This window comes from Ruegeria sp. AE4 (assembly GCF_056542185.1).
Window position 1 is genome coordinate 309,273 of record NZ_JBQFZK010000001.1, and the last position, 23,183, is coordinate 332,455.

Below are 23,183 nucleotides of genomic sequence, written 5' to 3' on the forward strand. Positions count from 1 at the left end.
GAAAACAAGAAAAGCGGACCCATGACAGGTCCGCTTTTGCCCTTGCGGGCGATAGGCAGCCAAGGTGGGCTTAGCTGCTCATGTCATAGGCCCGCTCACCATGTACCGAGAGGTCGAGGCCATTTGTCTCGGTCTCGGCGTTTACGCGAAGTGGTGTGATCTGTGCAACCAGTTTGACCAACACAAACGTGACAACTGCCGTGAAGGCACCCACGATAACCAGCCCGCCCAACTGGGCGGTCCATGTGCCAAGGCCAAACAAGGCGATCATGATGGTGCCAAAGATGCCTCCGACGCCATGTACCGCGAACACGTCCAGCGTGTCGTCGATATTCAGCTTGTTGCGCACCAGACTGACGGCTTCCTGACACAGAATGCCCGCGACAGCGCCGATGATAAGGGCCTGAATCGGCCCCACAAAACCCGAAGCGGGCGTGATCGAGGCCAGGCCTGCAATTGTTCCGGTGACAAGACCCACCATCGAGGCTTTGCCAAAGCGGATGCGTTCCCAAAGCGCCCATGTCAGTGACGCGGTTGCGGCGGACAGGTGGGTAACGGTCATCGCCATCGCAGCGCCACCGTCCGCGGCCAGTTGCGAACCGCCATTGAAGCCGAACCAGCCGACCCACAGCATCGCGGCGCCGACCATGACATAGCCGGGACTATGTGGCGGGGTCGTTCGGTTTCGGCGCGGGCCAAGGATGACGGCGATGATCAGGGCTGCCAGACCAGCGGTTTCGTGCACCACGATACCGCCAGCGAAATCACGCACGCCAATGTCACCCAAAATACCACCATCGGACAGCATTCCACCGCCCCAGATCCAGTGAACCACAGGCGCATAGCACAGCAGCATCCACAGCGCCGAGAAGGTCAGCACAAAGCCAAAGCCCACCCGTTCGACATATGCGCCCACGATCAGGGCTGGGGTGATGATGGCAAAGGTCATCTGAAAGGCAAAGAACAGGATTTCCGGGAGAGTGCCAGCAAGGCTGTCCACATCAACACCGTTGAGGAATGCCTTGCCCAAACCGCCCCAAAGCCCACTTTCACCGGGTCCAAAGGCGATAGAGTACCCGGCCACCAGCCAAAGAATGCTCATCAAACAGGCAATGGCAAAGCAATGCATAAAAACGCTGAGCACGTTTCGGGCACGTACAAGCCCGCCATAAAACAAGGCTAGACCCGGTAATGTCATGAAAAGGACCAGTGCTGTAGCAACAATGATCCAGGCTGTATCGGCTCCATTCATGGGCCGCTCTCCTTTTCCCTGCATGGTTTCCCGGGCAGGTCATCTGACAACGCCCGGGATCGAGTGAGTGTATGTGCAGAGCCTTGAAGCGGAGGGCAGGTGAGGAAAAAAGAGGCAATACCCGAATTGGTCGCCTATTTTGTCGCCTTTTGTTCAAGTGATGACAGTTTTGGCGGCTATGGGCAGATAATGCCTAAAAAAGGTGCGCGTTATGAAAGCCCAGTCAGAAGAAACGCCAGCGCATGATCCCGCGCGGCGCGGCGCACCGCATCCCGCCCTTGCGCGCCAAACTCAATCGTTTCTGTTCGGGTTTCCCGGCCTTCTCTGGCCAGTCCGAAACATACGCGCCCTTCGGGTTTGAATTCAGACCCGCCCGGCCCGGCAATGCCGGTAATCGCGACGGCAAGCTGCGCTTGTGAGTTGCGCAATGCGCCTTCGGCCATTTCGCGAGCAACCTGCTCGGACACTGCGCCGAAAGCCTGCAGGGTTTCTGCCAGCACACCCAGCATGTCCTGCTTGGCCCTGTTGGTATAGGTGACAAAACCCCGATCCACGACGGCCGAGCTGCCGGGTATATCCGTCAGGGCCGCAGCGACCATACCGCCGGTGCAGCTTTCCGCTGTGGCGATCATAACGCCCTGCGCTTTGGCGCGGTTCAGCAGGTCGGGCACGTTCATAGGCCCAGAACCCCGTGCGTGATGCCAGCCAGAACCATCACGCCAACGGCTGCGAAAATACCCGCAATCACGTCGTCCAGCATCACTCCCATAGGATCGCCGCGACGATCTGCCCAACCGACGGGGCCGGGTTTGGTGATGTCGAACAGGCGGAACAGAGCGAACCCGGCAACCCAGCCGGGCCAGAGGGCGGTAATGTCGATCCCATGCGCCCAGGACGGATATGAGATCGCCCAGAGGGCAATGAACTGGCCCGCAACCTCATCAATGACGATTTCCGACGGGTCGTGATCGTCCTGGCCGTCGGTCATCACGCGCGTGGCCCACAGGCCGCCTGCGAACACCACGAGCGTTGCGATTGCCAGCAATGGGAATCCGCCCAGCGTGTGCAGGACCCAAGCCATCGGCAGCGCGGCCAGCGAACCCCAGGTGCCGGGGGCAGGGCGTGTATATCCGATGCCGCCAACGGTGCCAATCAACTGCGCCGCGTTCATGATTTCACCAGGCAGGCCGTCGCAAGCGATGCGATGCCTTCACTGCGACCGGTGAAGCCCAGACGCTCGGACGTGGTGGCCTTGACCGAGACCTGATCGGCACGCAAGCCCATGATTTTGGACATTTCTTCGCGCATGACAGCGGCGTGAGGGCCAATCTTCGGGTATTCACAGACCAGCGTGCAATCCACGTTCGAGATGCGATACCCCATCTGTCCTGCCAGTTCCACCGCGTGACGCAGAAAGATCTCGCTGGCGGCCCCTTTCCATTGCGGATCCGAGGGCGGAAAATGCTGTCCGATATCCCCTTGCGCCAATGCGCCATAAATCGCGTCGGTTACAGCATGCATCCCGACATCCGCATCCGAATGCCCCTGCAGCCCGCGATCATGGGGAACCTTCACACCGCAAAGGACCACATGATCCCCGTCGCCAAATCGGTGCACGTCATAGCCGTTGCCAAGTCTTACATCCATATCCATTCCCATGATACGTTCCGCCCGGGCAAAATCCTCGGGGCGGGTGATCTTCAGGTTGTCCGCATCGCCCGGTACGATGCAGACATCTACCCCCGCAGCGCGTGCAACCTCAACATCATCAGCAGCACCGCCCGGATGCGCCGCATGGGCGGCGGTGATGGTGTCATAGTGAAAGCCTTGCGGTGTTTGCGCCGCAAACAGGTTGCTGCGGTCTTGTGTGCCAGTCACGGCCCCGTCTTGTCCTATCCACAAGGCGTCAGTCACCGCCAGTCCGGGGGCGGCGGCCTGATGTGCATCCAATGCGTACAAGACGTCCTGAATGGTGCGCGACGAAACGCAGGGTCTGGCAACGTCATGAATCAGGACGCGCTTCACGTCGAGGTGCGCCAGGGCTTTCAAACCATTGCGCACAGAACCCGCGCGATCTGTGCCGCCCGAGGCGAGGATCAGATCGGTATCACGAAACTCCTCCCAGACCAGAGTGTCTTCGTCGGATAAGACCAGAACGATATGGGCGACCTGTCCGCGGAACCGATCGATTGTCCAGTCTGCCACGCGACGGCCTGCAAGGCCGCGCCACTGTTTTGGGACGTCGCCCCCTGCGCGCAGGCCGCGGCCTGCGGCGACTATGATGGCAGCTGTGGTCATGCCGCGCGCCCTCCATTTTGTTGCGTTTGTTTAGGCGGCGGTGATTGCAGTGGCAATCACCTATGGTCGGGTGATTAAAAAATAGGCAGATGATGGTTTTGCGGGCTTGTTGCGCGTCGTTTTGTTGTTCATATGCGTGGAATTCGATATCAGAACTGCAACTGCCCAAGGATTAAGCACGTTGACTTTGCGCTTCGCTGACAAATTCGTAACATCGCCGGTTTTGCTGGCCCCGATGGCCGGAATCACAGATCGCCCGTTTCGGGATCTGGTTATGCGCTTTGGTGCCGGCATGGTCGTCAGCGAAATGGTCGCCAGTCAGGAGATGGTGCAGGCCAAACCCGGAGTGCGGGAGCGCGCCGAACTGTCCGCCGATGTGGAAAACACAGCTGTGCAACTGGCAGGGCGCGAGGCGCATTGGATGGCCGAGGCCGCGCGTCAGGTTGCTGATCGGGGCGCGCGGGTGATCGACATCAACATGGGGTGTCCCGCCAAGAAGGTGACAAATGGGTATTCCGGTTCGGCCCTGCTGAAAACACCGGACCACGCACTGACGCTGATTGAGGCCGTTGTCAGTGCAGTTGACGTTCCGGTGACATTAAAAACCCGTTTGGGGTGGGATGACACCCTGCTGAATGCGCCCGAGGTTGCGCGCCGTGCGCAAGAGGCGGGCGTTCAGATGGTTACGATCCACGGACGCACGCGATGCCAGTTCTACAAGGGGCGCGCTGACTGGAGCGCGATCCGGGCCGTGAAACAGGCTGTGTCGATTCCAGTTATTGCGAACGGAGATATTGTAGACACAGCAGCCGCACGAACCGCTTTGGAACAATCTGGTGCAGATGGGGTCATGGTCGGGCGTGGCGCACAGGGTAAACCCTGGCTACTGGCGCAGATCAGTCACGACCTTTACGGGGCGGATGCGCCGGATATTCCGGTCGGGAATGACCTGATCGACATGGTGCGCACGCATTATCAGGCGATGCTGGGGTTCTACGGAGCCGATCTGGGCCTGCGTGTCGCCCGCAAGCATCTGGGATGGTACATGGATCAGGCCGCAACCCCTGCGCCGCTGCGGCGGGCGGTTCTGACGTCGCGCAACACGGATGATGTCCTGCGTCTGCTTGGGGACGCACTTGCCGAAACGGGCGAGGTGGCAGCATGAATTCCAACGCCAACATCTGGAACTCATTGCCGGTTCCGGCCTTCATTATTGATGAAAACGACCGCATCGCAGATGTGAATTCGGCGGGCGAGGGGTTTTTGAATGCCTCGCGCCGGTCGATAATCGGGCATCCGGTATGGGACCAGATCGCCGTTGACGCACCGCTGGAGGAAGCATTCCTGCGCGCCCGCTCGCAAGGCACGCCACTGTTCGTAAACGATGTGGATGCGGGTTCAGGGAACCGTGCGCCGTTGCAATGTGCGTTGCAGATCGCGCCTCTGGTCGGGCACCCGGGGTCGATGATCATGATCATATCACCTCGTGAACTGGCGGGCAGGATGACCTTGGGCAACACGGTCAAGTCAGCGGCGCAGTCGGCGATTGGCATGGCCGAGATGCTGGCGCACGAGATTAAGAACCCGTTGGCAGGGATTACCGGTGCAGCGCAACTGTTGAGCATGAACATTTCGTCACAGGATCTTGAACTTACAGACCTTATTGTGGCCGAAAGCCGCAGGATCGTGAAGCTTCTGGAGCAGGTCGAGCAATTCGGCAACTTGCAGAAACCGGACCTCAGGCCGGTCAACATCCACGATGTGCTGGACCGTGCAAGGCGGTCCGCGCTACTGGGATTTGGCGCGGATATGACAATCATCGAGGATTACGATCCTTCATTGCCGCTGGCCTACAGCGATCCGGACCAGTTTCTTCAGGTGGTTCTGAACCTGCTAAAAAACGCATCCGAGGCTGCGGGGCCGCAGGGCGGTACGATCCGTCTGCGCACTTATTTCGAACATTCCTTCCGCCTGCGCCGAAGCGACGGATCGGGTCATTCCCTGCCGTTGCAGATCGAGATCATCGATGACGGTCCGGGCCTGCCCGAGGATATCCGTGGTGATATCTTTGACCCGTTCGTGTCGGGCAAGGAAAACGGCACCGGTCTGGGGTTGGCGCTGGTCAGCAAGATCGTTTCCGACCATGACGGCTGGATTTCCGCCGACTCCGTGCCCGGCCGCACCGTATTCAAACTGTCGCTGCGCCGCGCGCCGCGAGATGCAACCGAACACAAGAAGGAGAGCACCTGATGGATGGCACCGTACTGGTTGCGGATGACGACCGCACAATCCGCACCGTTCTGACTCAGGCGCTGACGCGGGCCGGATGCAAGGTGCACGCAACATCTTCGCTGACCACCCTGATGCGTTGGGTCGGCGAAGGCAAAGGCGACGTGGTGATCTCGGACGTTGTCATGCCCGATGGCAACGGTCTGGAGATGCTGCCGAAGATAGCAAAGGATCGCCCTGGATTGCCGGTTATCGTGATTTCTGCGCAAAACACGATCATGACCGCAATTCAGGCGGCTGAGGCAGACGCATATGACTATCTGCCCAAACCGTTTGACCTGCCGGATTTGATGAAACGCACGGCGCGGGCGCTGGATCAGAAGCAGCGCGCACAGCCGGAACCCATACAGGCAGGTGGTGAACGCCCGGATGAGCTGCCTCTGGTCGGGCGCACGCCAGTCATGCAGGCTTTGTATCGGTTGGTCGCACGCGTGATGAACACCGACCTGCCGGTTATGATTTCGGGTGAAAGCGGAACGGGTAAGTCGCTGATTGCCCGGGCAATTCACGACTTTTCGGATCGGCGTACATTACCCTTTGTCACAGTCACCGCAGCCGACCTAAGCGATCTGGAGGGCCCGGCCCGCGTGATGGCGCGGGTGCGTGGCGGTACGCTGCTGATAGATGAAATCGCGGATATCGGCGATGAAATTCAAGCCCGCGTGGTGCGTATGATGGATACGCCCGGTGATCATGTTCCGCGTTTCATGGCGACCAGCCAGACAAACTTGACCGATGGGATGGAAAACGGCCGTATCCGTCAGGACCTGTATTATCGTTTGTGCGGGGCGACGATCCACGTGCCCTCGTTGCGCGAAAGGGTCGACGATATTCCGCTGCTGGCCGAACATTTTCTGGCTCGGGAAGAGAAGGAAAGCGGAAACAAGCGGTGGCTCAGCCCGGAAGCGGTTGAGTTGGTGCGGCGCTATTCATGGCCGGGGAATGTGCGGCAACTGGAAAACGCCGTTCGCCGTTTGGGGCTGACCAGTCGGGCAGATGAGATTTCAAAGGCCGAGGTGGAAATGGTGTTGGGCAGCCAGCCCGAAGCTGCACCGGTTCTGAGCGGCGGCGAACGCGAGAAGCTTTCAACCTCGGTCGAGCGTCACCTGCGACGGTATTTCGATCTGCACGGCAATATATTGCCGCCACCGGGCCTTTATCAGCGGATTTTGCGTGAGGTTGAGGCCCCGCTGATCGAAATCGCACTGGATGCAACTGGCGGGAACCAGGCAAAATGTGCTGATTTACTGGGGATTAACCGAAATACGCTGCGAAAAAAGATTACAGATCTCGATATACAGGTGACACGGCGCCGCAAACTGATGTAATATCGCCACACAAACCGTGGCATCCCGGCATCTGTCGGGAAAAGATCACGATATATGGCGGTAAGCCGCACAAGCGGCACATCAGGATGAGGGCAGACGGTGGCAACCCGAGCACAGAGCGGGATGATCCCATCGATTGGTCGATGGCGTAAATCACGGAAACTGCGCAATTTTGGCACCTTTGGGCTGGTCCTCTTGGGGCCTGTTCTGGCGCTTGCCACATATCTTGTCATTGGTCCCTTTGACCTAGGTGCGACCGCGCCGACATTGCGGCTGATTCTGCTGGCCGATCTTGTCTATGTTTTGGTCGTTGCGGCTTTGGTGCTCAGTCAGTTGGGCAGCCTGATTGCGGCCAGACGGGCCAAGTCGGCGGGCTCGCGCCTGCATTTGCGCCTGATTGGGGCGTTTACGCTGCTTGCGCTGGTTCCGACCGTTACGGTCGCCATTTTTGCCGGCCTGACCGTGAATATCGGCCTGGAAGGCTGGTTTTCGGATCGCGTGCGCCAGGTTGTCGGGTCTTCCCTGACAGCAGCAGAGGCTTATGAGCAGGAACATCGCAGCGGTCTGACGCAGGACGCTACGGTTCTGGCGCGGTTCCTGAACAATGCACGTTCGGTGGAGTTCTACATTTCTGATGCCGAACTCCGCGAGGTTCTGGCGCAGGGGCAGGCCCGGATTCAGCGCGGGTTGCGCGAAGCCTATGTCATCGACGGCACGGGCGAAATCCGGTCGCGCGGGGATCGATCCTATCTGTTCAACTATGAGGAACCAACAGCCGAGCAAATGACGGAAGCGGCAGATAAGGGGCTGCTGATCATTGCCGACTGGCCGAATAATGAATTCCGCGCGCTTGTACCTCTGACCGCTTATCTGGACCGCTACCTCTATGTCAGCCGCGAGGTGGATGGGCAGTTGTTGACACTGCTGGATGACACCAAGGAAACGGCGCAGTTCTATCAGCAGCTGGAAAGTGAACGGGGCAGGGTGTTGTTCGAATTCGGTCTGCTTTATCTGGGCTTTGCGCTGATCCTGATCCTGGCTGCGATGTCGCTGGGGATGTGGTTTGCCGAACGCCTGTCGCGCCCGGTCGGACGTTTGACCACAGCGGCGCAGCGGGTCGGCGCCGGAGACTTGAGCGTTCAGGTCATCGAAGAGGCCAGCGACGACGAAATTGCGATGTTGGGCCGATATTTCAACCAGATGACCCGACAACTAAAAGGGCAGCGGGACACGCTGCTGGAAAACACCCAGCAAATCGAAAGCAGGCGTCGCCTGTTTGATTCCGTGCTCAGTTCGGTCACGTCCGGTGTTGTCGGCGTGGACCCCGATGGATGCGTTACGTTTGTCAATCGCTCGGCTGAACGCTTGCTGGACTGGTCGCGTGGTGAAGAACACCTGGCTATCGGCATTGCGGTTCCCGAGTTTTTGCCTTTGTTTGAAAGCCTCAAGGACAGCGGGCAGGAGGCTGTTCAGGGTGAGGTTAAGGTCACACGTAAGGGGCAGCTTGAAAACCTGCTGGTTCGCATGGCTATCCGTCGTGGAGAGGATGGCGGGCTGGAAGGTTATGTGGTTGCCTTTGACGATGTAACCGATCTGGTCAGCGCGCAGCGAATGGCGGCGTGGGGTGACGTGGCCCGCCGCATTGCACATGAAATCAAGAACCCATTGACGCCGATCCAGCTCAGCGCAGAGCGCATCAAGCGCAAGTTCGCCCGCAAACTGGATGAGGAAGACAGCGGCAGCCTTGAATCGATGACCGGCGTCATCGTGCGGCAAACCAATGACCTGCGGCGTATCGTGGATGAGTTTTCCAAGTTCGCGCGGATGCCCGAGCCCGTTCGACGGGAGGAAGACCTTGTCGAACTGGTGCGCGAAGCCGTACTTTTGCAACAGGCGGGACAGCCGGACGTACAGATTGATGCCGACCTGCCGCAGCAGCCGATCATGGCGGATGTAGATGCGACCATGCTTAATCAAGCGTTGACGAACCTGATTAAGAATGCCGGAGAAGCCATTGCAACTCTGAAAGAAAAAGGGGCCCCGGAAAACCTGGTGCCGCAGATCAAGGTGGCGGTTTCAAGCGATGATGCGGGTACAATCATCACCATTGCAGACAATGGGATAGGTCTGCCGGAAGACCGGGCGCGTTTGTTTGAACCTTATGTAACGACACGCGACGAAGGGACCGGGTTGGGTCTTCCGATCGTCAAGAAAATCATAGAAGAGCATGGCGGCGCGCTGACCCTTGAGGACGCGCCCGTATTTGACGGACAGGACCATTTTGGCGCAATGGCTGTGATCCGTTTGCCTGGGGCAAGTATGTCCCCAACCGTTGCGCCGCAGAAGCAGGCAATTAGAACCAACAAACTGAAAGCAGGCCAAAGATGAGCGACATTCTGATCGTAGATGACGAGCGCGATATTCGCGAGCTGGTGTCCGACATTCTGGAGGACGAAGGCTATTCAACCCGGCTGGCAGCCAACTCGGACGAGTGCATGGCGTCGATCAATTCCGAACCGCCGGGTCTGTTGATCCTGGATATCTGGCTGAAAGACAGCCGCATGGACGGGATTGATATCCTCAAGACGGTAAAGCGCGATAACCCGGATGTGCCGGTGGTGATTATTTCGGGCCACGGCAATATCGAAATCGCTGTAGCGGCTATCAAACAGGGTGCTTACGACTTTATCGAGAAACCGTTTAACATTGACCAGTTGATGGTGGTGATCCGCCGCGCGATGGAGACGTCTCGTCTGCGGCGCGAGAACGCGTCGCTGAAGCGGAAAGAGGTCAACAACTCGGACATGATCGGCAAATCCGCGTCGTTCCGGGCCATGCAGGGGCAGTTGGACAAGGTGACCAAATCAAACGGTCGCGTCATGCTGCGTGGACCTGCGGGTTCGGGCAAGGAAATTGCTGCGCGTTATATCCATGCCCACTCCAACCGTGCGAACGCTCCGTTCGTGACCGTCAACTGTGCCGGGATTGAGCCTGAGCGTGTGGAAGAAGTTCTGTTTGGCCGGGAATCGGCCGAACGCGGTGTGGAATCCGGATTGCTGGAAGAAGCCCATGGCGGCGTGGTCTATTTTGATGAAGTTTCCGACATGCCTTTGGGCACACAGTCCAAAATCCTGCGGGTGCTGGTGGATCAGCAATTCCAGCGCGTGGGTGGCTCGGACAAGGTGCGCGTGGATCTTCGGGTGATCTCATCGACCAACAAGGATCTGGATGATGAAATCGCCGCCGAGCGTTTCCGGGAAGAGCTGTATCACCGTCTGAATGTGGTTCCGATCTCCGTTCCCTCACTCGAGGACCGGCGCGAGGATATACCGGTACTGGCCCAGCACTTCATCGAAATGTGCAACGAAACCCAAGGGTTGCCTATGCGGGAGCTGTCGGACGAGGCGGTCGCTTTGCTGCAGACAATGACCTGGCCGGGTAACGTGCGCCAGTTGAAGAACCTGATCGAACGTGTTTTGATTCTGGGCGACGGCACCGGCCCGATTGAGGCGCGCGAGCTGCCCAATGAAGAAGACAAGGCCGAAGAGTCGGGCCGCGTTGTCTTGTCGGGTGCGCTGGCTACTTTGCCGCTGCGCGAGGCCCGCGAAGCGTTCGAGCGGGAATATCTGCTGACCCAGATCAACCGCTTTGGCGGCAATATCAGCCGCACCGCCAGCTTTGTCGGCATGGAACGCAGTGCGCTGCATCGCAAGTTAAAGTCGCTGGGTGTTGTGACCTCGAACAAATCTGGTGCGCGGGTCGCGCAAATCGACGAACCCGAACCGGCAGAGTGAGTCTGGGGGCATAGTTCACGGGCAGACGGATGTGAGGAACTGATGGCGAGAACGGTGAACTCTGATCTGTCTGGCCGGTTCGTCGAAGGCTACCCGGCTTTTGGCAGGCGGTTAAAGCGACTTCGACGGTCGATCGGATTGAAACAAGCTGCGCTGGCCGAGGTTCTGCAGGTCGATCAGACCACGGTTTCCAGATGGGAGAACGGGGTTCAGCTTCCAACGCCTGATCAACAACACTCGGTGTTTGCTGCGCTGGCTCCTTTCAGGGCGGATGACAACGCGCTAAGACGGCTTGTCGTGAACTCGGCAGACTGCATCCATCTGGTTGAGGAGGCCAGCCACCTGTGCCTGGCCTATTCCCGCAGGCGGGCGCGGGACTGGAAAACCACCCAACGGGCACTGCTTGGCGTGTCCCTCTGGCAATTTGCGACGGACGAAATCCGTCAGGCTGAGGCCGAGCTACAGGACGAGGGATGGTGGGATTTGCAAGCGCCCAACCCCAAGTCGTTTGTAACCTCCGAAGCGCGGCACGACCGTATCCGGATCAGTGCCGGACAGATCACCTGGGAACGGTTGTACCTGTCGGATGGAACGCCGGTCCGGCTGGTCAGTGGGGCACGGTCGGGACGCGCATAATTTATGCGTATTCCTGTGCGGTCGGGTGCAGTAGAACCGGCTTATGCCCCATCCATTACGCATCTTGTTACAGGTTTTGTTGCTTTGGCTTACCGGGCTAGGTGCGGCGACCCAATTCGCCAAGATTGCGGTTCCTTTTGCTCAGGTCGCAGCCCTCTATCCTGCGCACGCGGACAAGATTGGCTGGCTTTTGTCAGTCATCAGCCTGATTGGCGCGATTCTTGGTGCATTGTCCGGCGCGATAGCCGGGCGGGTTGGGCCTGTCCGGTTGCTGATGTTTGGCTTGACCCTTGGCGGGGCGGTGTCCCTGTTTCAGGCCAGTATCCCCGGTTTGGGCCTGATGCTGGTCAGCCGCGTTGTCGAAGGGGTCTCTCATCTGGCTATCGTTGTCGCAGCACCAACACTGATTGCGCAAATCACGATTGGAAAATGGCGCAACGCGGCAATGGTTTTGTGGAGCAGTTTCTTTGGTGTCGCCTTTGCCCTGAACGCATGGCTTGGGCTTCCCTTGATCGCTCAGGTCGGGCTGCCGGTTTATTTTGCTACCCATGGCGCGCTGATGTTTCTGATCGCCGTCCTGATCGTATCTTTCCGTCCCAACAGTGCATCGGATTTGGTAAACAATCCCTTTTGGAGCGTGCGAACACTGATTGACATACACGTACAGACCTATCGCTCTGCGTTTGTGTCCGCTCCGGCGCTCGGGTGGTTCTTTTACACGCTGACCTTTGTCTCGTTGCTGGCCATTCTTCCGGGAAGATTGCCGGACGATGTCAGTGCGATGATTGCTGGTCTGATGCCGTTGGCCGGGATCGTGATTTCCTGGCTTACCGTCCCGGTTTTGCTGAGCGTTTGTTCTGGTGTTTTTGTTATTAACCTCGGTTTCGGGCTGTCTATCCTTACGATAGGCGCCCTGTTTCTTGGTGCCCCGTTGCCCGTTGTCTGCGTTGCGCTTTTTGCGGTGCTGGGGCTTGTTCAGGGCGGCAGCTTTGCGGCGGTGCCGCAGTTGAACTCGACACCCGAAAACCAGGCGCTGAGCTATGGTGCCATGGCGCAGATGGGGAATGCGGGTAACCTTTTGGGCACACCTGTTTTGCTTGCAATACTGTGGCGTACTAGTGAAGCGGGCATGTTGATTGCCGTGGTCGGGTTCTATGCTGTTGCCATGGCGCTTCATCTGTGGCTTGCCGCGCGGCGCAAACGCGCTTCAACCGGACTGGAATGATCAATCGCGCGGTACCGTGGTTCTTCTTATCCGGATTGCCCCGGTGTGATGATCTGAAACGACCCGTCATCGAACTTCACAAAACATGAGGCACTGTTGAGGGGCGGCAACGTCGTTGTTCGCGCCAGTGGCACTCGCGATTTCACATTTTGCTTGCAGGGCGGCAAGCTGACAGGGCGAAATCCCTTTTCGGCCATGCATTGCGCCTCGACCGTGTTTCGCAGGCCCTGGTTCACATCGACGGTATATACCCTGCCGGGTTGCCACCAGCCTGGGGATTGATAGCAACGACCTCTGCCGTCACAATATGTGCGCCCGGGCCAATAAGTCGGCGGGCTTTGGCGGATCTGATTGGCAACCGGCACCTCTTTAACCGCCCTAAGCTGGCACTGGGTGGTCTCTTTTTGCAGACGTGATACGGTTTCACCCTCGCGATAGTAAAGCGAGAGCGGCCCGCACGAGGACAGCACCATCAGGGGCACGAGCATAGGAAACAGCGTTTTCATATGCTTATCTTGCCGCAGCTGATCGGCGATGACAATTCAATTGACCGCTTTGGGGGCATCTGTCATTCAATCCTTTCAGGCAGAAGGGCCAGAAACATGAAGGTCATTATTTGCGGCGCGGGTCAGGTCGGCTGGCAGATTGCGCGGCACCTTTCGGGCGAACTGAACGACGTCACCGTTGTCGACAACAATCCCGATCTGGTTCGGCGGGCGACCGAAACGCTGGACGTCCAGGGGATCGCCGGGTTTGCAAGTTACCCCGATGTGCTTGAAAGGGCAGGCGCGCGCGATGCGGACATGATCATCGCTGCGACCCATTCGGATGAGGTGAACATGGTCACCTGCCAGATGGCGCATTCGGTCTTTTCGATCCAGCGCAAGATCGCGCGACTGCGGTCGAAATCATATCTTGAGGCGATCCACTCGGACCTTTACCGGCGCGATCATCTGCCGATTGATGTGGTGATCAGCCCCGAACGCGAAGTTGCCGCTGCTGCGATGCGCCGCCTGTCGGCCCCGTCCGCCTTTGACACCGAGATTTTCATGGACGGCAAGGCGCAGCTTTTGGGTATTCGCGTGGATGAAGACTGCCCGATCGTGAACACACCTTTGCGGCAACTGACCGATTTGTTCTCGACGCTCAGTTCGATCGTAGTGGGGGTGCGTCGCGATGGCACACTGTTTGCACCAGAATCCGAGGATCAGCTGTTTGTGGGCGACGAATGCTACGTCTTTACCAATGTAAAAGACGTGGATCGCACTATGGAGGTGTTTGGCAAGACCCAAAAGCGTCAGGATCGTGTGGTGATCGTGGGCGGGGGCAATGTCGGGCTTGAAGTGGCGCGAACTCTGGAAGAACAAAAAAGCCGCGTGCGCGCCAAAATCGTCGAGCGGGATCGCCGATGCGCCGAGATCGCCGCCGAGGCGCTGGAACGGACGATTGTGCTGCACGGTGATGGCCTTGATGCCAGTTTGTTGAGCGAAGCCGGTATCGACAGGGCGGATGCAATGCTGGCGGTTACGGATGACGACCGCACGAACATGCTGGCCGCTGTACGCGCCAAGGCCGAGGGTTGTGCCCTGGCGATCGCTTTGATCAATGATCCCAGTATGGTGGCCCTGATGGGACCTTTGGGGATTGATGCGTATATCAATCCACGGGCAACCACCGTCAGTTCGATCTTGCGCCACATCCGTCATGGCCGGGTGCGACAGGTCTACTCGATCGGAGATGCTGAGGCCGAAGTGATCGAGGCTGAGGTTCTTTCAACCTCTCCCATGGCCGGTCAAAAGCTGCGCGATATCGATTTTCCCGAGGGCGTACTGGTGGGGGCCGTACTCAAAGGAGATGAAGTTATGCGACCGACGGGCAGCCTCAGGATCGATGAAAAGGATGTCGTCGCGATCTTTGCCATGGCCAACGACGTGCCTGAGGTCGAACGCCTGATGCAGGTTTCAATCGATTTCTTCTGATGGCGCATGCGGGGATACAACAGATCGGGCTATTGCGGCGGTTGCCGCTGTTTCTTCTGATCTGGGCTATTGCGTCACTGGCCATGTGGATTCCGGCAGTTTACGCGCTGGCGCTGGATGATCACGATACATCGCGGTCGTTTTTGTACTCCGGTATCATAGGGTTGTTTCTGGTCGTCAGTGTCGCACTGGCCTCGTCCAACCGTGTGCCAAGGCGCGGAACTTTGGGACAATTGGCGGTGATGCTTGCATGTTTCACCATTCTGCCTGTCTTTCTTGCGATTCCATTTCACGATGCGCTGGGAACGACCACATTCCTGAACGCCTATTTTGACATGGTCAGTGCCCTGACAACCACGGGGGCGGATCTGTTTCCGGATCCAGACCGCCTGACGGCCCCGCTGCACCTGTGGCGCGCCTTGGTTGGATGGATGGGCGGTTTGCTGATGTGGATTGCCGCCGCGGCAATCCTTGCGCCTTTGTCGCTGGGTGGGTTCGAGGTCACGGCCCGCGGTCAGCCGGGTCGCCCGGTATCGGGTGTTGCGCAAAGCGAACGCGTTGATCCGCGCGGTCGACTGCTCCGTGTGGCAAAGGGACTGACCCCGGTCTATGCCGGGCTGACGGCTGTGATCTGGATCCTTCTTCTGATCGCAGGCGAAACCGGACTGACAGCCGTTTGCCACGCAATGTCGGTCATGGCGACGTCCGGAATTTCTCCGGTGGGCGGCATGGAAGGCGCGCAGGCGGGCTTCACGGGTGAGGCGATCTTGTTTTTGTTCCTGTTCTTTGCCCTTTCGCGCCTGACATTTTCGACCGACACGGCAACATCCGGTTATTCCCGCCTGGATACGGACCCGGAGTTTCGCATTGGCCTGATGATTGTGCTGGCCGTTGCTGCGTTACTGTTCTTTCGCGTTATTGCAGGCGTTACGGAAATCGGCGGGCAAATCGAACCTTTGCAGGCATTGCAGGTCATCTGGGGTATGCTGTTCACTGTTCTGGCCTTTCTGACAACCGCCGGGTTTGAAAGCGCAAACTGGGATGATGCGCAGCAATTGTCTGGTCTGGGAACGCCCGGATTGTTGCTGATGGGGCTGGCCCTGATCGGTGGTGGGGTTGCCACCACGGCTGGCGGCGTGAAACTGCTGCGGGTTTTTGCCCTGTACCTGAACGGTGCGCGCGAGATCGACCGGTTGATCTATCCCTCATCCGTCAGCGGGGTTGGAGGCGGCAACCGACGCATTCAAAGGGACGGCGCGTTTATCGCCTGGATTTTTCTGATGCTCTTTGCGCTGACACTGGCGGTGTTCAACCTTTTGCTGGCCGCAATGGGGGCCGGGTTTGAACAGGCCATGGTGCTCAGCGTCGCAACGCTCAGCACGACGGGTCCGCTGATTGAATTGGCCACTGATGTTCCAATCCGGTTGATCGACCTGTCCGCAGGGGCCAAGCTGACGCTGTGCGCGGCGATGGTCATTGGCCGGCTCGAGACGCTTGCGATCATCGCCCTGATCACCCCTTCGCTGTGGCGGGATTGAACCGGTTGGATCCCGTCGTCTTTAGTGCTTAATTTTTCGTCTGGAATATCTTACCGCGGCACTCCATACTCACCGGGAGGGAGCGCGTTGGTCCGCAACGCGTAGCAAGAACAATGGCGAGATTATCATAATATGGCTTCGGACAGACAGAATCTTCAGGATGCTTTCCTGAACAATGTACGGAAAGCTAAGGTTCCGGTTACAATTTTCCTGATCAATGGCGTGAAATTGCAGGGTGTGATCACCTGGTTCGACAATTTCTGTGTATTGTTGCGCCGCGACGGACAGTCGCAGCTGGTGTACAAGCACGCGATTTCAACCATCATGCCATCACAGCCGATCAACCTGTATGAGGGCGAAGACGCCTCTTGATGGAACATGACCGGACGCGCACCCGGGCCTGGGTGCTGCATCCCGAAATCAAATCAGATGAACAGCGCCGCGTTCCCGAACCCGCGCTGGCCGAGGCGGTTGCGCTGGCCGCCGCTTTGCCCGATCTGGATGTGATCGGGTCTGAAATCGTACGCCTGCAACGCGCCCAACCCGGCTATTTGTTTGGCAGTGGCAAGATCGAAGAACTGGGTGAGCGGCTTCGTGAAAACGAGGTTGAGCTGGTTCTGATCGATGGACCGGTAACACCGGTTCAGCAGCGCAATCTGGAAAAGGCATGGAAGGTCAAGATCCTCGACCGGACCGGGCTGATCCTTGAGATTTTCAGCGACCGCGCACGTACCCGTGAAGGGGTGTTGCAGGTCGAAATGGCTGCGCTCAGCTATCAGCGGACACGGCTGGTGCGGGCCTGGACCCACCTTGAACGTCAGCGTGGCGGTTTGGGATTTGTCGGCGGACCCGGCGAGACCCAGATCGAAGCCGACCGCCGCGCCATTGATGAACAACTGGTGCGTCTGCGTCGCCAATTGCAGAAAGTGGTCAAGACCCGCACGTTGCACCGTGCCGCGCGGGCCAAGGTGCCCTATCCGATCGTTGCGTTGGTTGGATATACCAATGCCGGGAAATCTACTCTGTTCAATCGGCTGACCGGGGCCGAAGTGTTGGCCAAGGACATGCTGTTTGCCACGCTGGACCCTACCATGCGCCGCGTGCAACTGCCCGATGGCCCGGAAGTGATCCTATCGGATACGGTGGGTTTTATCTCGAACCTGCCGACCGAGCTTGTGGCGTCTTTTCGGGCCACGCTTGAAGAGGTGTTGGGTGCTGATCTGATTGTTCACGTGCGCGATATCAGCCATGAAGAAACCGAAGCACAGGCGCAGGATGTCGAAGCAATCCTGACCTCGCTTGGTGTCGACGAAGAACGCCCCCGGCTTGAGGTTTGGAACAAGACTGACTTGCTGAGCACGGAAGAAAAAGACGCCGCATTGGCGAGGGCGGATCGCGATCCGGCCATATTTGCCATTTCGGCAGTTACCGGCGAAGGCGTGACCCCTTTACTGTCCGAGATTGCAGCAATTCTGCAAGGGGCCCGGCACGAGGTTGTTCTGAACCTGACCTTTGCGGAAGGGAACAAGCGGGCGTGGTTGTTCCGGCAGGATGTTGTACAATCTGAAGAGCAGACCGAAGAGGGGTTCCGTATCACTGTTCTTTGGACAGATAAGCAGGCCGCCCAATTCGACACACTATAGATACAGTGAAATTGCGGAAGATGGCTGATACAATGGATCAAAGAGTATTCCTGACCGGATTTATTGATGTCCCGGCGGACCGCCTTGAAGATGTGCGCGCCGCTCTGCCCACGCATATCGCCCTCACAAAGGCGGAAGAGGGTTGCCTGTCGTTCGACGTTGTCGAGGATCAGATCACACCCGGACGGTTCACTGTTTCAGAGGTTTTTGTGAATCAGCAGGCCTTTGATGCGCATCAGCAGCGGACGAAGGCATCCGAGTGGTTTCTGATTACACAGGGAATACCGCGGAGTTACACAATTGAAACCGCAAGCGACCGTCTGGACTAGATTATCGCCCGTCTATCTGTCGCCGATAGTCATCAGGGTCGAACCAACCCAAGGATGACTGAACTAGATTGTCGGGTGTCAATTCCCATTCTTCCCAACCGCGCGCAACGACATGATTACCAGTCTGTGAGTGGTGCCCTTCCAGCGTCCAGACAAATAGGGCATGAGATCCGGCCCATCGCATCATGTCGCAGCGCACCTCCAGATCAGGAAAATCGGCGTAGAAACCCCGGGCCATATCGGCAATCGCTGCGCGCCCTTCGATCGGGTCACCTCTGTTGATTGTAATCCGTCCGTCCAGCGCGAAAAAACTGGCAACGGCATCGGCGTCACCTGAACTCCAGGCGATTGCGTAATCCCGGGCAAGGTTGTTCAGAGTATCCCGAATGCTGGCCATAGTTTCCCCCTGGTCCGAAACAGTTCGCCCGGTGATGGTAGGCGAAACTGCCGCATGGCGTCCACGGTCCGGACAAAAAGGGGCGGGGAGTCGCCGAAACCCTGATGCTTAACGTGGGATCAGATTGGTCACTCCGACAGCAGCGGCGCGGGCAAGGTCAAGGTCCAGCGACATGGGAATATACTCGCCACGCCGCCACAGCTGCGCCTGATCGTCGTAATAGCGCGACAGGAAATGGCCCGATTGGCCGGTAGCGGTGATAAAGACCGAGCTGTTTGGATCGGCAAAGTCATACACACCGCGATACCCGGCCCCGTGCACATTCTGAAACGGGTCGAGCCCTTCGCCGGACGTGCGCCCGCGCAGCAAGGTGTTGTCGCCGCCACTGGTCGATTGGTGAATGTTCACAAAATACCGAAGTATAGGCACGTTCCCCAGAACCGGGTGGTCGTGGGTTGCCTGATGGGCATCACCCCAGCGCAGGGATTCCAGTGCGCTGCCGTAGCGTTCGGTGATCCAGATCAGCGCGTCATCCAGCGCAAGTCGTGCCATTTCGGTACAGGTTTCAACCGGCGCGCTTTGTCGTACATCGCACCAGACACCGGCGCCATCAATGTCACGATAGACCCGTTCGATGAACAGGGGCTCGACATGTTTAAATTCGCTGGCCAGCGGCCCAAGCTCGTCCGAAATCAGGCGGATCTGAAGCGCCCGCACCCAGGCTGCATAGATCAGCGGTTCGGGCAGGTGCTCGTTCATCTCGCCGTTCCAGTCCGCCAGCAGCGACAGCGCAATCTGGCGCTGTCGTTCGGGCGTCCCTTCAGGGGCCGAGGCACCGGTGTACCAAAGGTCAGCACCGATCAGCGGCAGCAGAGAGCGCGCGGTGAAACTGACCGTATCCAGTTGCGCCTCAATGAAACTGTCGCGGGTATGCACCTCACGCGATTGCATCAGGCGTTCCCAGCGATGTACGCGCTGAGTGTCACCCCACTCGTAGGACACATGATCCGGGAACGGGCGGTCGATGATCTTGTTGTTGGTGTTGCCCAGAACGCCACCGGCAGGGGCCACGAATTCCGGGTTGTTGGCGTAGGGCAGGCGGCCTTGCCAGCGGTTTGCTTCGATCCAGCCGGGTGTCGGAATGCGTCCGCGGCTTTGGTTTTGCAGATCACGCCGGGGCATGGCGCCAATCAGTTTCATCCCTATTGTCGTTTTGTCGACCAGTGACAGGTTTTGCGAGGGCGCAATGAATTGCCGGGCCACGGTTACGGCGTCCTGCACGTTGTCCGCGTTCATCAGGGCCATGGACGCCGTCATCGAAGTGTCTTGCGGGCTGAGCGCCGTCCAGGACAAAGACGCAACATGGCCCGGCGGTGTGATGGTTTCCAGCTTGTAATCCGTACCGGGCAACACTGGCCCGTTTTCAGTCCAGCGCAGCGTCAGTGTAACCGGAGCTTCCCCTTTGATTTCAATGATCGAAGGACGGGTCTGGAATTCCTTATAGCCATCCGGGGTCAGGTATTCTTCGGGGTTTTCCGGGTTCAGCTGCTCAATATGAATGTCCTGATCGTCAAGATAGGATGACGTCACCCCCCAACCCAACCGGTCACTGCGGCCGGTCATGATTGCGGGAATACCTGGGATCGAGGCCCCAATGACGCTTCCCTTTGCCAGACCAAGATGCGCCAGATACCACACGCTGGGTGCTGTGAAGCCCAGATGTGGGTCGTTGGCCAGCAACGTCCCACCGCTTGCCGAGCGCGAAGGCGCAGCGGTCCAGGCATTTGATGCGCCCGCCAGCCCGCGTTTGGGAAGGGGTGACAGAGGCGTTTCGGGAAAACTCGTACCAGCGGTATAGCGCGGAAGGTTGGGAAATAGCCAAGCGTATTCAGGCAGCGCAGCAATGCCGGGGCCGGGAACATCGGGCAGAATATCTGCCAGTCTGTCAGGATTGCTCAGCATCAAAGACGTACGCGCGCGCAGAACCTCGTCTGTCAGGTGACCGGACAGTTGCAGTGCCATAAGCTTGATCACGGCAATACTGTCGCCCGGTTGCCAGGGTGAGACGGGGGCATTGAACAGGAACATCTCAGGCGCGCCGCGCCCCAATGCCTCGTCGTTGATCTCGGTCAGGCGTGCGTTGACCCCGGCCGCATAAGCACGAAGGGCGGCCTTGGTATAGTCGTCCTGTACCTCGACCGAGCGATGGGCAAGGCCGTACAGATCCAGCCGGCGCAGCAGCTTGTCAACGCGCAGGGTGCGCGGTCCAAAGATCTCGGACAAGCGGCCCTGTGCAGTGCGGCGCATGACTGTCATCTGCCACAATCGATCCTGCGCGTGGGCATATCCAAGACCGAAAAATACATCCGGGTCATTTTGGGCCAGAATGTGCGGCACATTGGCGGTGTCGCGCACGATCTCAACCGGAGCGGTCAACCCGTTGACTTCGAGCGTCTGGTCATAATCCGGCAGGGATTGGCTGGCCAGAAAATAGACAAGGCCCATTGCGGCGAGGATCAGCATGATCAGACCCGACACGATGCGCACCAGCCAGCGGAAAACAAGACCCATTACTGCCCCAAATTCTAGTACATGAAGGTTGCGCGGAGATTAGTGGATGGCGGGTCCAACCGAAAGAGGAACGCGGCAAGAACCTGTGCAGAAAGGATGAAAACAAATACCCCACCGCAGCATTCCGCTGTGATGGGGTTTGTCAGAAGAAGTGGGAAGCCCGAGTTATGGAATAATGCGGGTATATTTCGTGCCTTCCACGGTCGCACCGATCTGAAGCCCAGCCTGTCCGAAGATGGCGGCCAGAACGGGTGAGCGCAGTGTCGTTGTGTCTGTCGACAGGGAATCGCCCTGATCGCTGACCACATAGCCAATATCTGCTCCGGCTGTCCAACCACTGGAACGACGGAAATCGTTCAGGGCGTCTTCGGTCATGAAAAACAGAACATGCGCATATTGCTGCGCGCCGATCTGTAGCCCGGCCGTGCCCTTGACCGCCGAGTAGAAGTCAACTGTTGCACCGCTGATGCGCAGTGCGCCGCGACCGTAACCGCCACCGAACACGAAACCGGCTTCGGTAATCAGCGGCATGACCAGCATGCCGTTGGCCTTGTTCGCAATTTCAACCGTATTGGGATAGCGGCTGTACATCTCGGTCAGCGTTGCGTCGACACGGGCATCGATTGTTGCTGCGTTGGAATTGCCGACACCGTTGCCGCAGGCGGCGGTCAAGCTCAGACCTGCCATGCCCAAGGCAAAGCCGCGACGATTCAGTCGGGGGGAGTTGGAACTGCTCATGGTTTTATATCTCTGTAACTGTGCCTGATATGCCGGGTGATCCCGGTCTTGGCGGCAAGGATACGCCGATCAGGGCGATGTGTCACGGGAAAGCTGCCCGATCGGGCAATCTTATCGGCGAAATATCGCGAAACTTGCGGGCTTTATCCCTGCAGGATGCGCGCAACCTGAGGAGAGAAATAGGTCAGAATTCCATCGCAACCGGCGCGTTTGAAGGCCAGAAGGCTTTCCAGCATCACCTTCTCGCCATCGATCCAGCCGTTCTGAGCTGCGGCCTGAATCATCGCGTATTCGCCCGATACCTGATAGGCATATGTCGGCGTACCGAAACTGTCTTTCACGCGGCGGCAGATATCCAGATATGGCATGCCCGGCTTGATCATCACCATATCCGCGCCTTCAGTCAGATCGCGTTCGATCAGGCGCAAAGCCTCGTCCGAGTTTGCGGGGTCCATCTGGTATGTCTTCTTGTCGCCCGTCAGGGCCCCCGATGCACCGACCGCGTCGCGAAAGGGTCCGTAAAACGCACTGGCATATTTTGCGGCATAGCTGAGGATCATCACGTTGTGATAGCCTGCACCTTCCAGCGCGCGACGCATTTCCCCGATCCGGCCATCCATCATGTCCGACGGGCCGATGATATCCGCACCGGCGTCGGCCTGTGCCAGCGTCATCTTTACCAGTGCCTCGACGGTCTGGTCGTTGACGATTTCGCCGTCAACGACATATCCGTCGTGACCGTTGATGTTATACGGGTCAAGCGCCACATCCGTCATTACGGCAATGTCCGGAGCCGCTGCCTTGATTGCCCGAATGGCCCGGTTTGACAGGTTGTCGGGGTTCCATGCCTCGGCACAGTCTTCGGTTTTCAGCGCAGGGTCGGTGTAGGGAAAGAGGCAAATCGCAGGAATCCCAAGGGCCTGGGCCTCGACCGCCGCTTTGGCAATCAGGTCAACCGATCTGCGAACCACACCAGGCATCGAGGGCACGGGCTCTTCAATGCCTTCGCCTTCGCGTACGAAAACCGGCCAGATCAGGTCATCCGTTGTCAGAGTGTTCTCACGCACCAGCGCACGAATTGCCTGTGATTGACGGGCGCGGCGAAAGCGGGTCATGGGAAATGGGGCAATGGTCGGTTTCATGGCGCGTTCTCCTTGAACATTCGT

21 protein-coding genes are annotated in these 23,183 nt (G+C 58.4%); 12 read left to right on the top strand and 9 right to left on the bottom strand.

The window, feature by feature from the left end:
• Positions 1-70 precede the first annotated feature (70 nt).
• The 4 genes from ACR0EK_RS01610 to ACR0EK_RS01625 form a co-directional block, all read right to left on the bottom strand.
• Positions 71-1,252, bottom strand: a complete 1,182-nt coding sequence (locus ACR0EK_RS01610) for an ammonium transporter (protein WP_480564494.1) — start codon at positions 1,250-1,252, stop codon at positions 71-73.
• 209 nt (positions 1,253-1,461) lie between these two features.
• Positions 1,462-1,929, bottom strand: a complete 468-nt coding sequence (locus ACR0EK_RS01615) for a CinA family protein (protein ID WP_480564496.1) — start codon at positions 1,927-1,929, stop codon at positions 1,462-1,464.
• Positions 1,926-2,423, bottom strand: coding sequence for a phosphatidylglycerophosphatase A family protein (locus ACR0EK_RS01620; RefSeq protein WP_480564499.1), 498 nt, complete (start codon positions 2,421-2,423; stop codon positions 1,926-1,928). The genes ACR0EK_RS01615 and ACR0EK_RS01620 overlap by 4 nt, the downstream gene beginning before the upstream one ends.
• Entirely contained in the window at positions 2,420-3,550 is a 1,131-nt protein-coding gene (locus ACR0EK_RS01625) for a bifunctional 2-C-methyl-D-erythritol 4-phosphate cytidylyltransferase/2-C-methyl-D-erythritol 2,4-cyclodiphosphate synthase (RefSeq protein ID WP_480564502.1), read from the bottom strand. The genes ACR0EK_RS01620 and ACR0EK_RS01625 overlap by 4 nt, the downstream gene beginning before the upstream one ends.
• A gap of 181 nt (positions 3,551-3,731) precedes the next feature.
• On the opposite strand from ACR0EK_RS01625, the gene dusB reads away from it, so the two are divergent.
• The 7 genes from dusB (at position 3,732) to ACR0EK_RS01660 (ending at position 12,822) form a co-directional block, all read left to right on the top strand.
• A complete protein-coding gene (dusB, locus tag ACR0EK_RS01630) occupies positions 3,732-4,715 on the top strand; it encodes a tRNA dihydrouridine synthase DusB (protein ID WP_480564505.1) in 984 nt (327 codons plus the stop codon).
• A complete protein-coding gene (locus ACR0EK_RS01635) occupies positions 4,712-5,800 on the top strand; it encodes a two-component system sensor histidine kinase NtrB (protein WP_480564508.1) in 1,089 nt (362 codons plus the stop codon). Before dusB ends, ACR0EK_RS01635 begins: the two co-directional genes overlap by 4 nt.
• On the top strand, positions 5,800-7,167 hold the full coding sequence (locus ACR0EK_RS01640) for a response regulator (RefSeq protein ID WP_480485475.1): 1,368 nt from the start codon (positions 5,800-5,802) through the stop codon (positions 7,165-7,167). Before ACR0EK_RS01635 ends, ACR0EK_RS01640 begins: the two co-directional genes overlap by 1 nt.
• A gap of 123 nt (positions 7,168-7,290) precedes the next feature.
• A complete protein-coding gene (locus ACR0EK_RS01645) occupies positions 7,291-9,555 on the top strand; it encodes a sensor histidine kinase NtrY-like (RefSeq protein ID WP_480565255.1) in 2,265 nt (754 codons plus the stop codon).
• Positions 9,552-10,961, top strand: a complete 1,410-nt coding sequence (ntrX, locus tag ACR0EK_RS01650; RefSeq protein WP_480480685.1) for a nitrogen assimilation response regulator NtrX — start codon at positions 9,552-9,554, stop codon at positions 10,959-10,961. The genes ACR0EK_RS01645 and ntrX overlap by 4 nt, the downstream gene beginning before the upstream one ends.
• Positions 10,962-11,003: 42 nt before the next feature.
• Positions 11,004-11,597, top strand: a complete 594-nt coding sequence (locus tag ACR0EK_RS01655) for a helix-turn-helix transcriptional regulator (protein WP_480485476.1) — start codon at positions 11,004-11,006, stop codon at positions 11,595-11,597.
• Positions 11,598-11,640: 43 nt separating this feature from the next.
• Positions 11,641-12,822, top strand: a complete 1,182-nt coding sequence (locus tag ACR0EK_RS01660; protein WP_480564511.1) for an MFS transporter — start codon at positions 11,641-11,643, stop codon at positions 12,820-12,822.
• Between the two features lie 26 nt (positions 12,823-12,848).
• Here ACR0EK_RS01660 and ACR0EK_RS01665 read toward each other — a convergent pair whose 3' ends face one another.
• Positions 12,849-13,328, bottom strand: a complete 480-nt coding sequence (locus ACR0EK_RS01665; RefSeq protein ID WP_480480691.1) for a hypothetical protein — start codon at positions 13,326-13,328, stop codon at positions 12,849-12,851.
• A gap of 96 nt (positions 13,329-13,424) precedes the next feature.
• Between ACR0EK_RS01665 and trkA the strand changes: the two genes are divergently transcribed.
• The 5 genes from trkA to ACR0EK_RS01690 all read left to right on the top strand — a co-directional run bounded on the left by trkA (position 13,425) and on the right by ACR0EK_RS01690 (position 18,311).
• On the top strand, positions 13,425-14,801 hold the full coding sequence (trkA, locus tag ACR0EK_RS01670) for a Trk system potassium transporter TrkA (protein WP_480504979.1): 1,377 nt from the start codon (positions 13,425-13,427) through the stop codon (positions 14,799-14,801).
• Positions 14,801-16,339: a TrkH family potassium uptake protein gene (locus tag ACR0EK_RS01675; RefSeq protein ID WP_267366208.1), complete on the top strand. Its 1,539-nt coding sequence runs from the start codon at positions 14,801-14,803 to the stop codon at positions 16,337-16,339. Before trkA ends, ACR0EK_RS01675 begins: the two co-directional genes overlap by 1 nt.
• A gap of 132 nt (positions 16,340-16,471) precedes the next feature.
• Positions 16,472-16,711, top strand: coding sequence for an RNA chaperone Hfq (gene hfq, locus ACR0EK_RS01680; protein ID WP_005982826.1), 240 nt, complete (start codon positions 16,472-16,474; stop codon positions 16,709-16,711).
• A complete protein-coding gene (gene hflX / locus ACR0EK_RS01685; RefSeq protein WP_480504981.1) occupies positions 16,711-17,982 on the top strand; it encodes a GTPase HflX in 1,272 nt (423 codons plus the stop codon). Before hfq ends, hflX begins: the two co-directional genes overlap by 1 nt.
• Positions 17,983-18,014: 32 nt before the next feature.
• Complete coding sequence (locus tag ACR0EK_RS01690; protein WP_480544084.1) at positions 18,015-18,311, top strand: putative quinol monooxygenase; 297 nt, start codon at positions 18,015-18,017, stop codon at positions 18,309-18,311.
• A gap of 1 nt (position 18,312) precedes the next feature.
• Here the strand turns inward: ACR0EK_RS01690 and ACR0EK_RS01695 are convergent, their stop codons facing one another.
• The 4 genes from ACR0EK_RS01695 to hemB all read right to left on the bottom strand — a co-directional run bounded on the left by ACR0EK_RS01695 (position 18,313) and on the right by hemB (position 23,159).
• Positions 18,313-18,708: a nuclear transport factor 2 family protein gene (locus ACR0EK_RS01695; RefSeq protein ID WP_480564514.1), complete on the bottom strand. Its 396-nt coding sequence runs from the start codon at positions 18,706-18,708 to the stop codon at positions 18,313-18,315.
• Positions 18,709-18,816: 108 nt separating this feature from the next.
• The gene (locus ACR0EK_RS01700) at positions 18,817-21,279 is read right to left on the bottom strand and encodes a penicillin acylase family protein (RefSeq protein ID WP_480564517.1); all 2,463 of its coding nucleotides are present in this window, start codon (positions 21,277-21,279) and stop codon (positions 18,817-18,819) included.
• Positions 21,280-21,444: 165 nt separating this feature from the next.
• Positions 21,445-22,017 (bottom strand): lipid-binding SYLF domain-containing protein, encoded by a 573-nt coding sequence (locus ACR0EK_RS01705; protein WP_209503773.1) that lies wholly within the window; start codon positions 22,015-22,017, stop codon positions 21,445-21,447.
• 143 nt (positions 22,018-22,160) lie between these two features.
• Positions 22,161-23,159, bottom strand: a complete 999-nt coding sequence (gene hemB, locus ACR0EK_RS01710; RefSeq protein ID WP_480564520.1) for a porphobilinogen synthase — start codon at positions 23,157-23,159, stop codon at positions 22,161-22,163.
• Between the last annotated feature and the right edge of the window lie 24 nt (positions 23,160-23,183).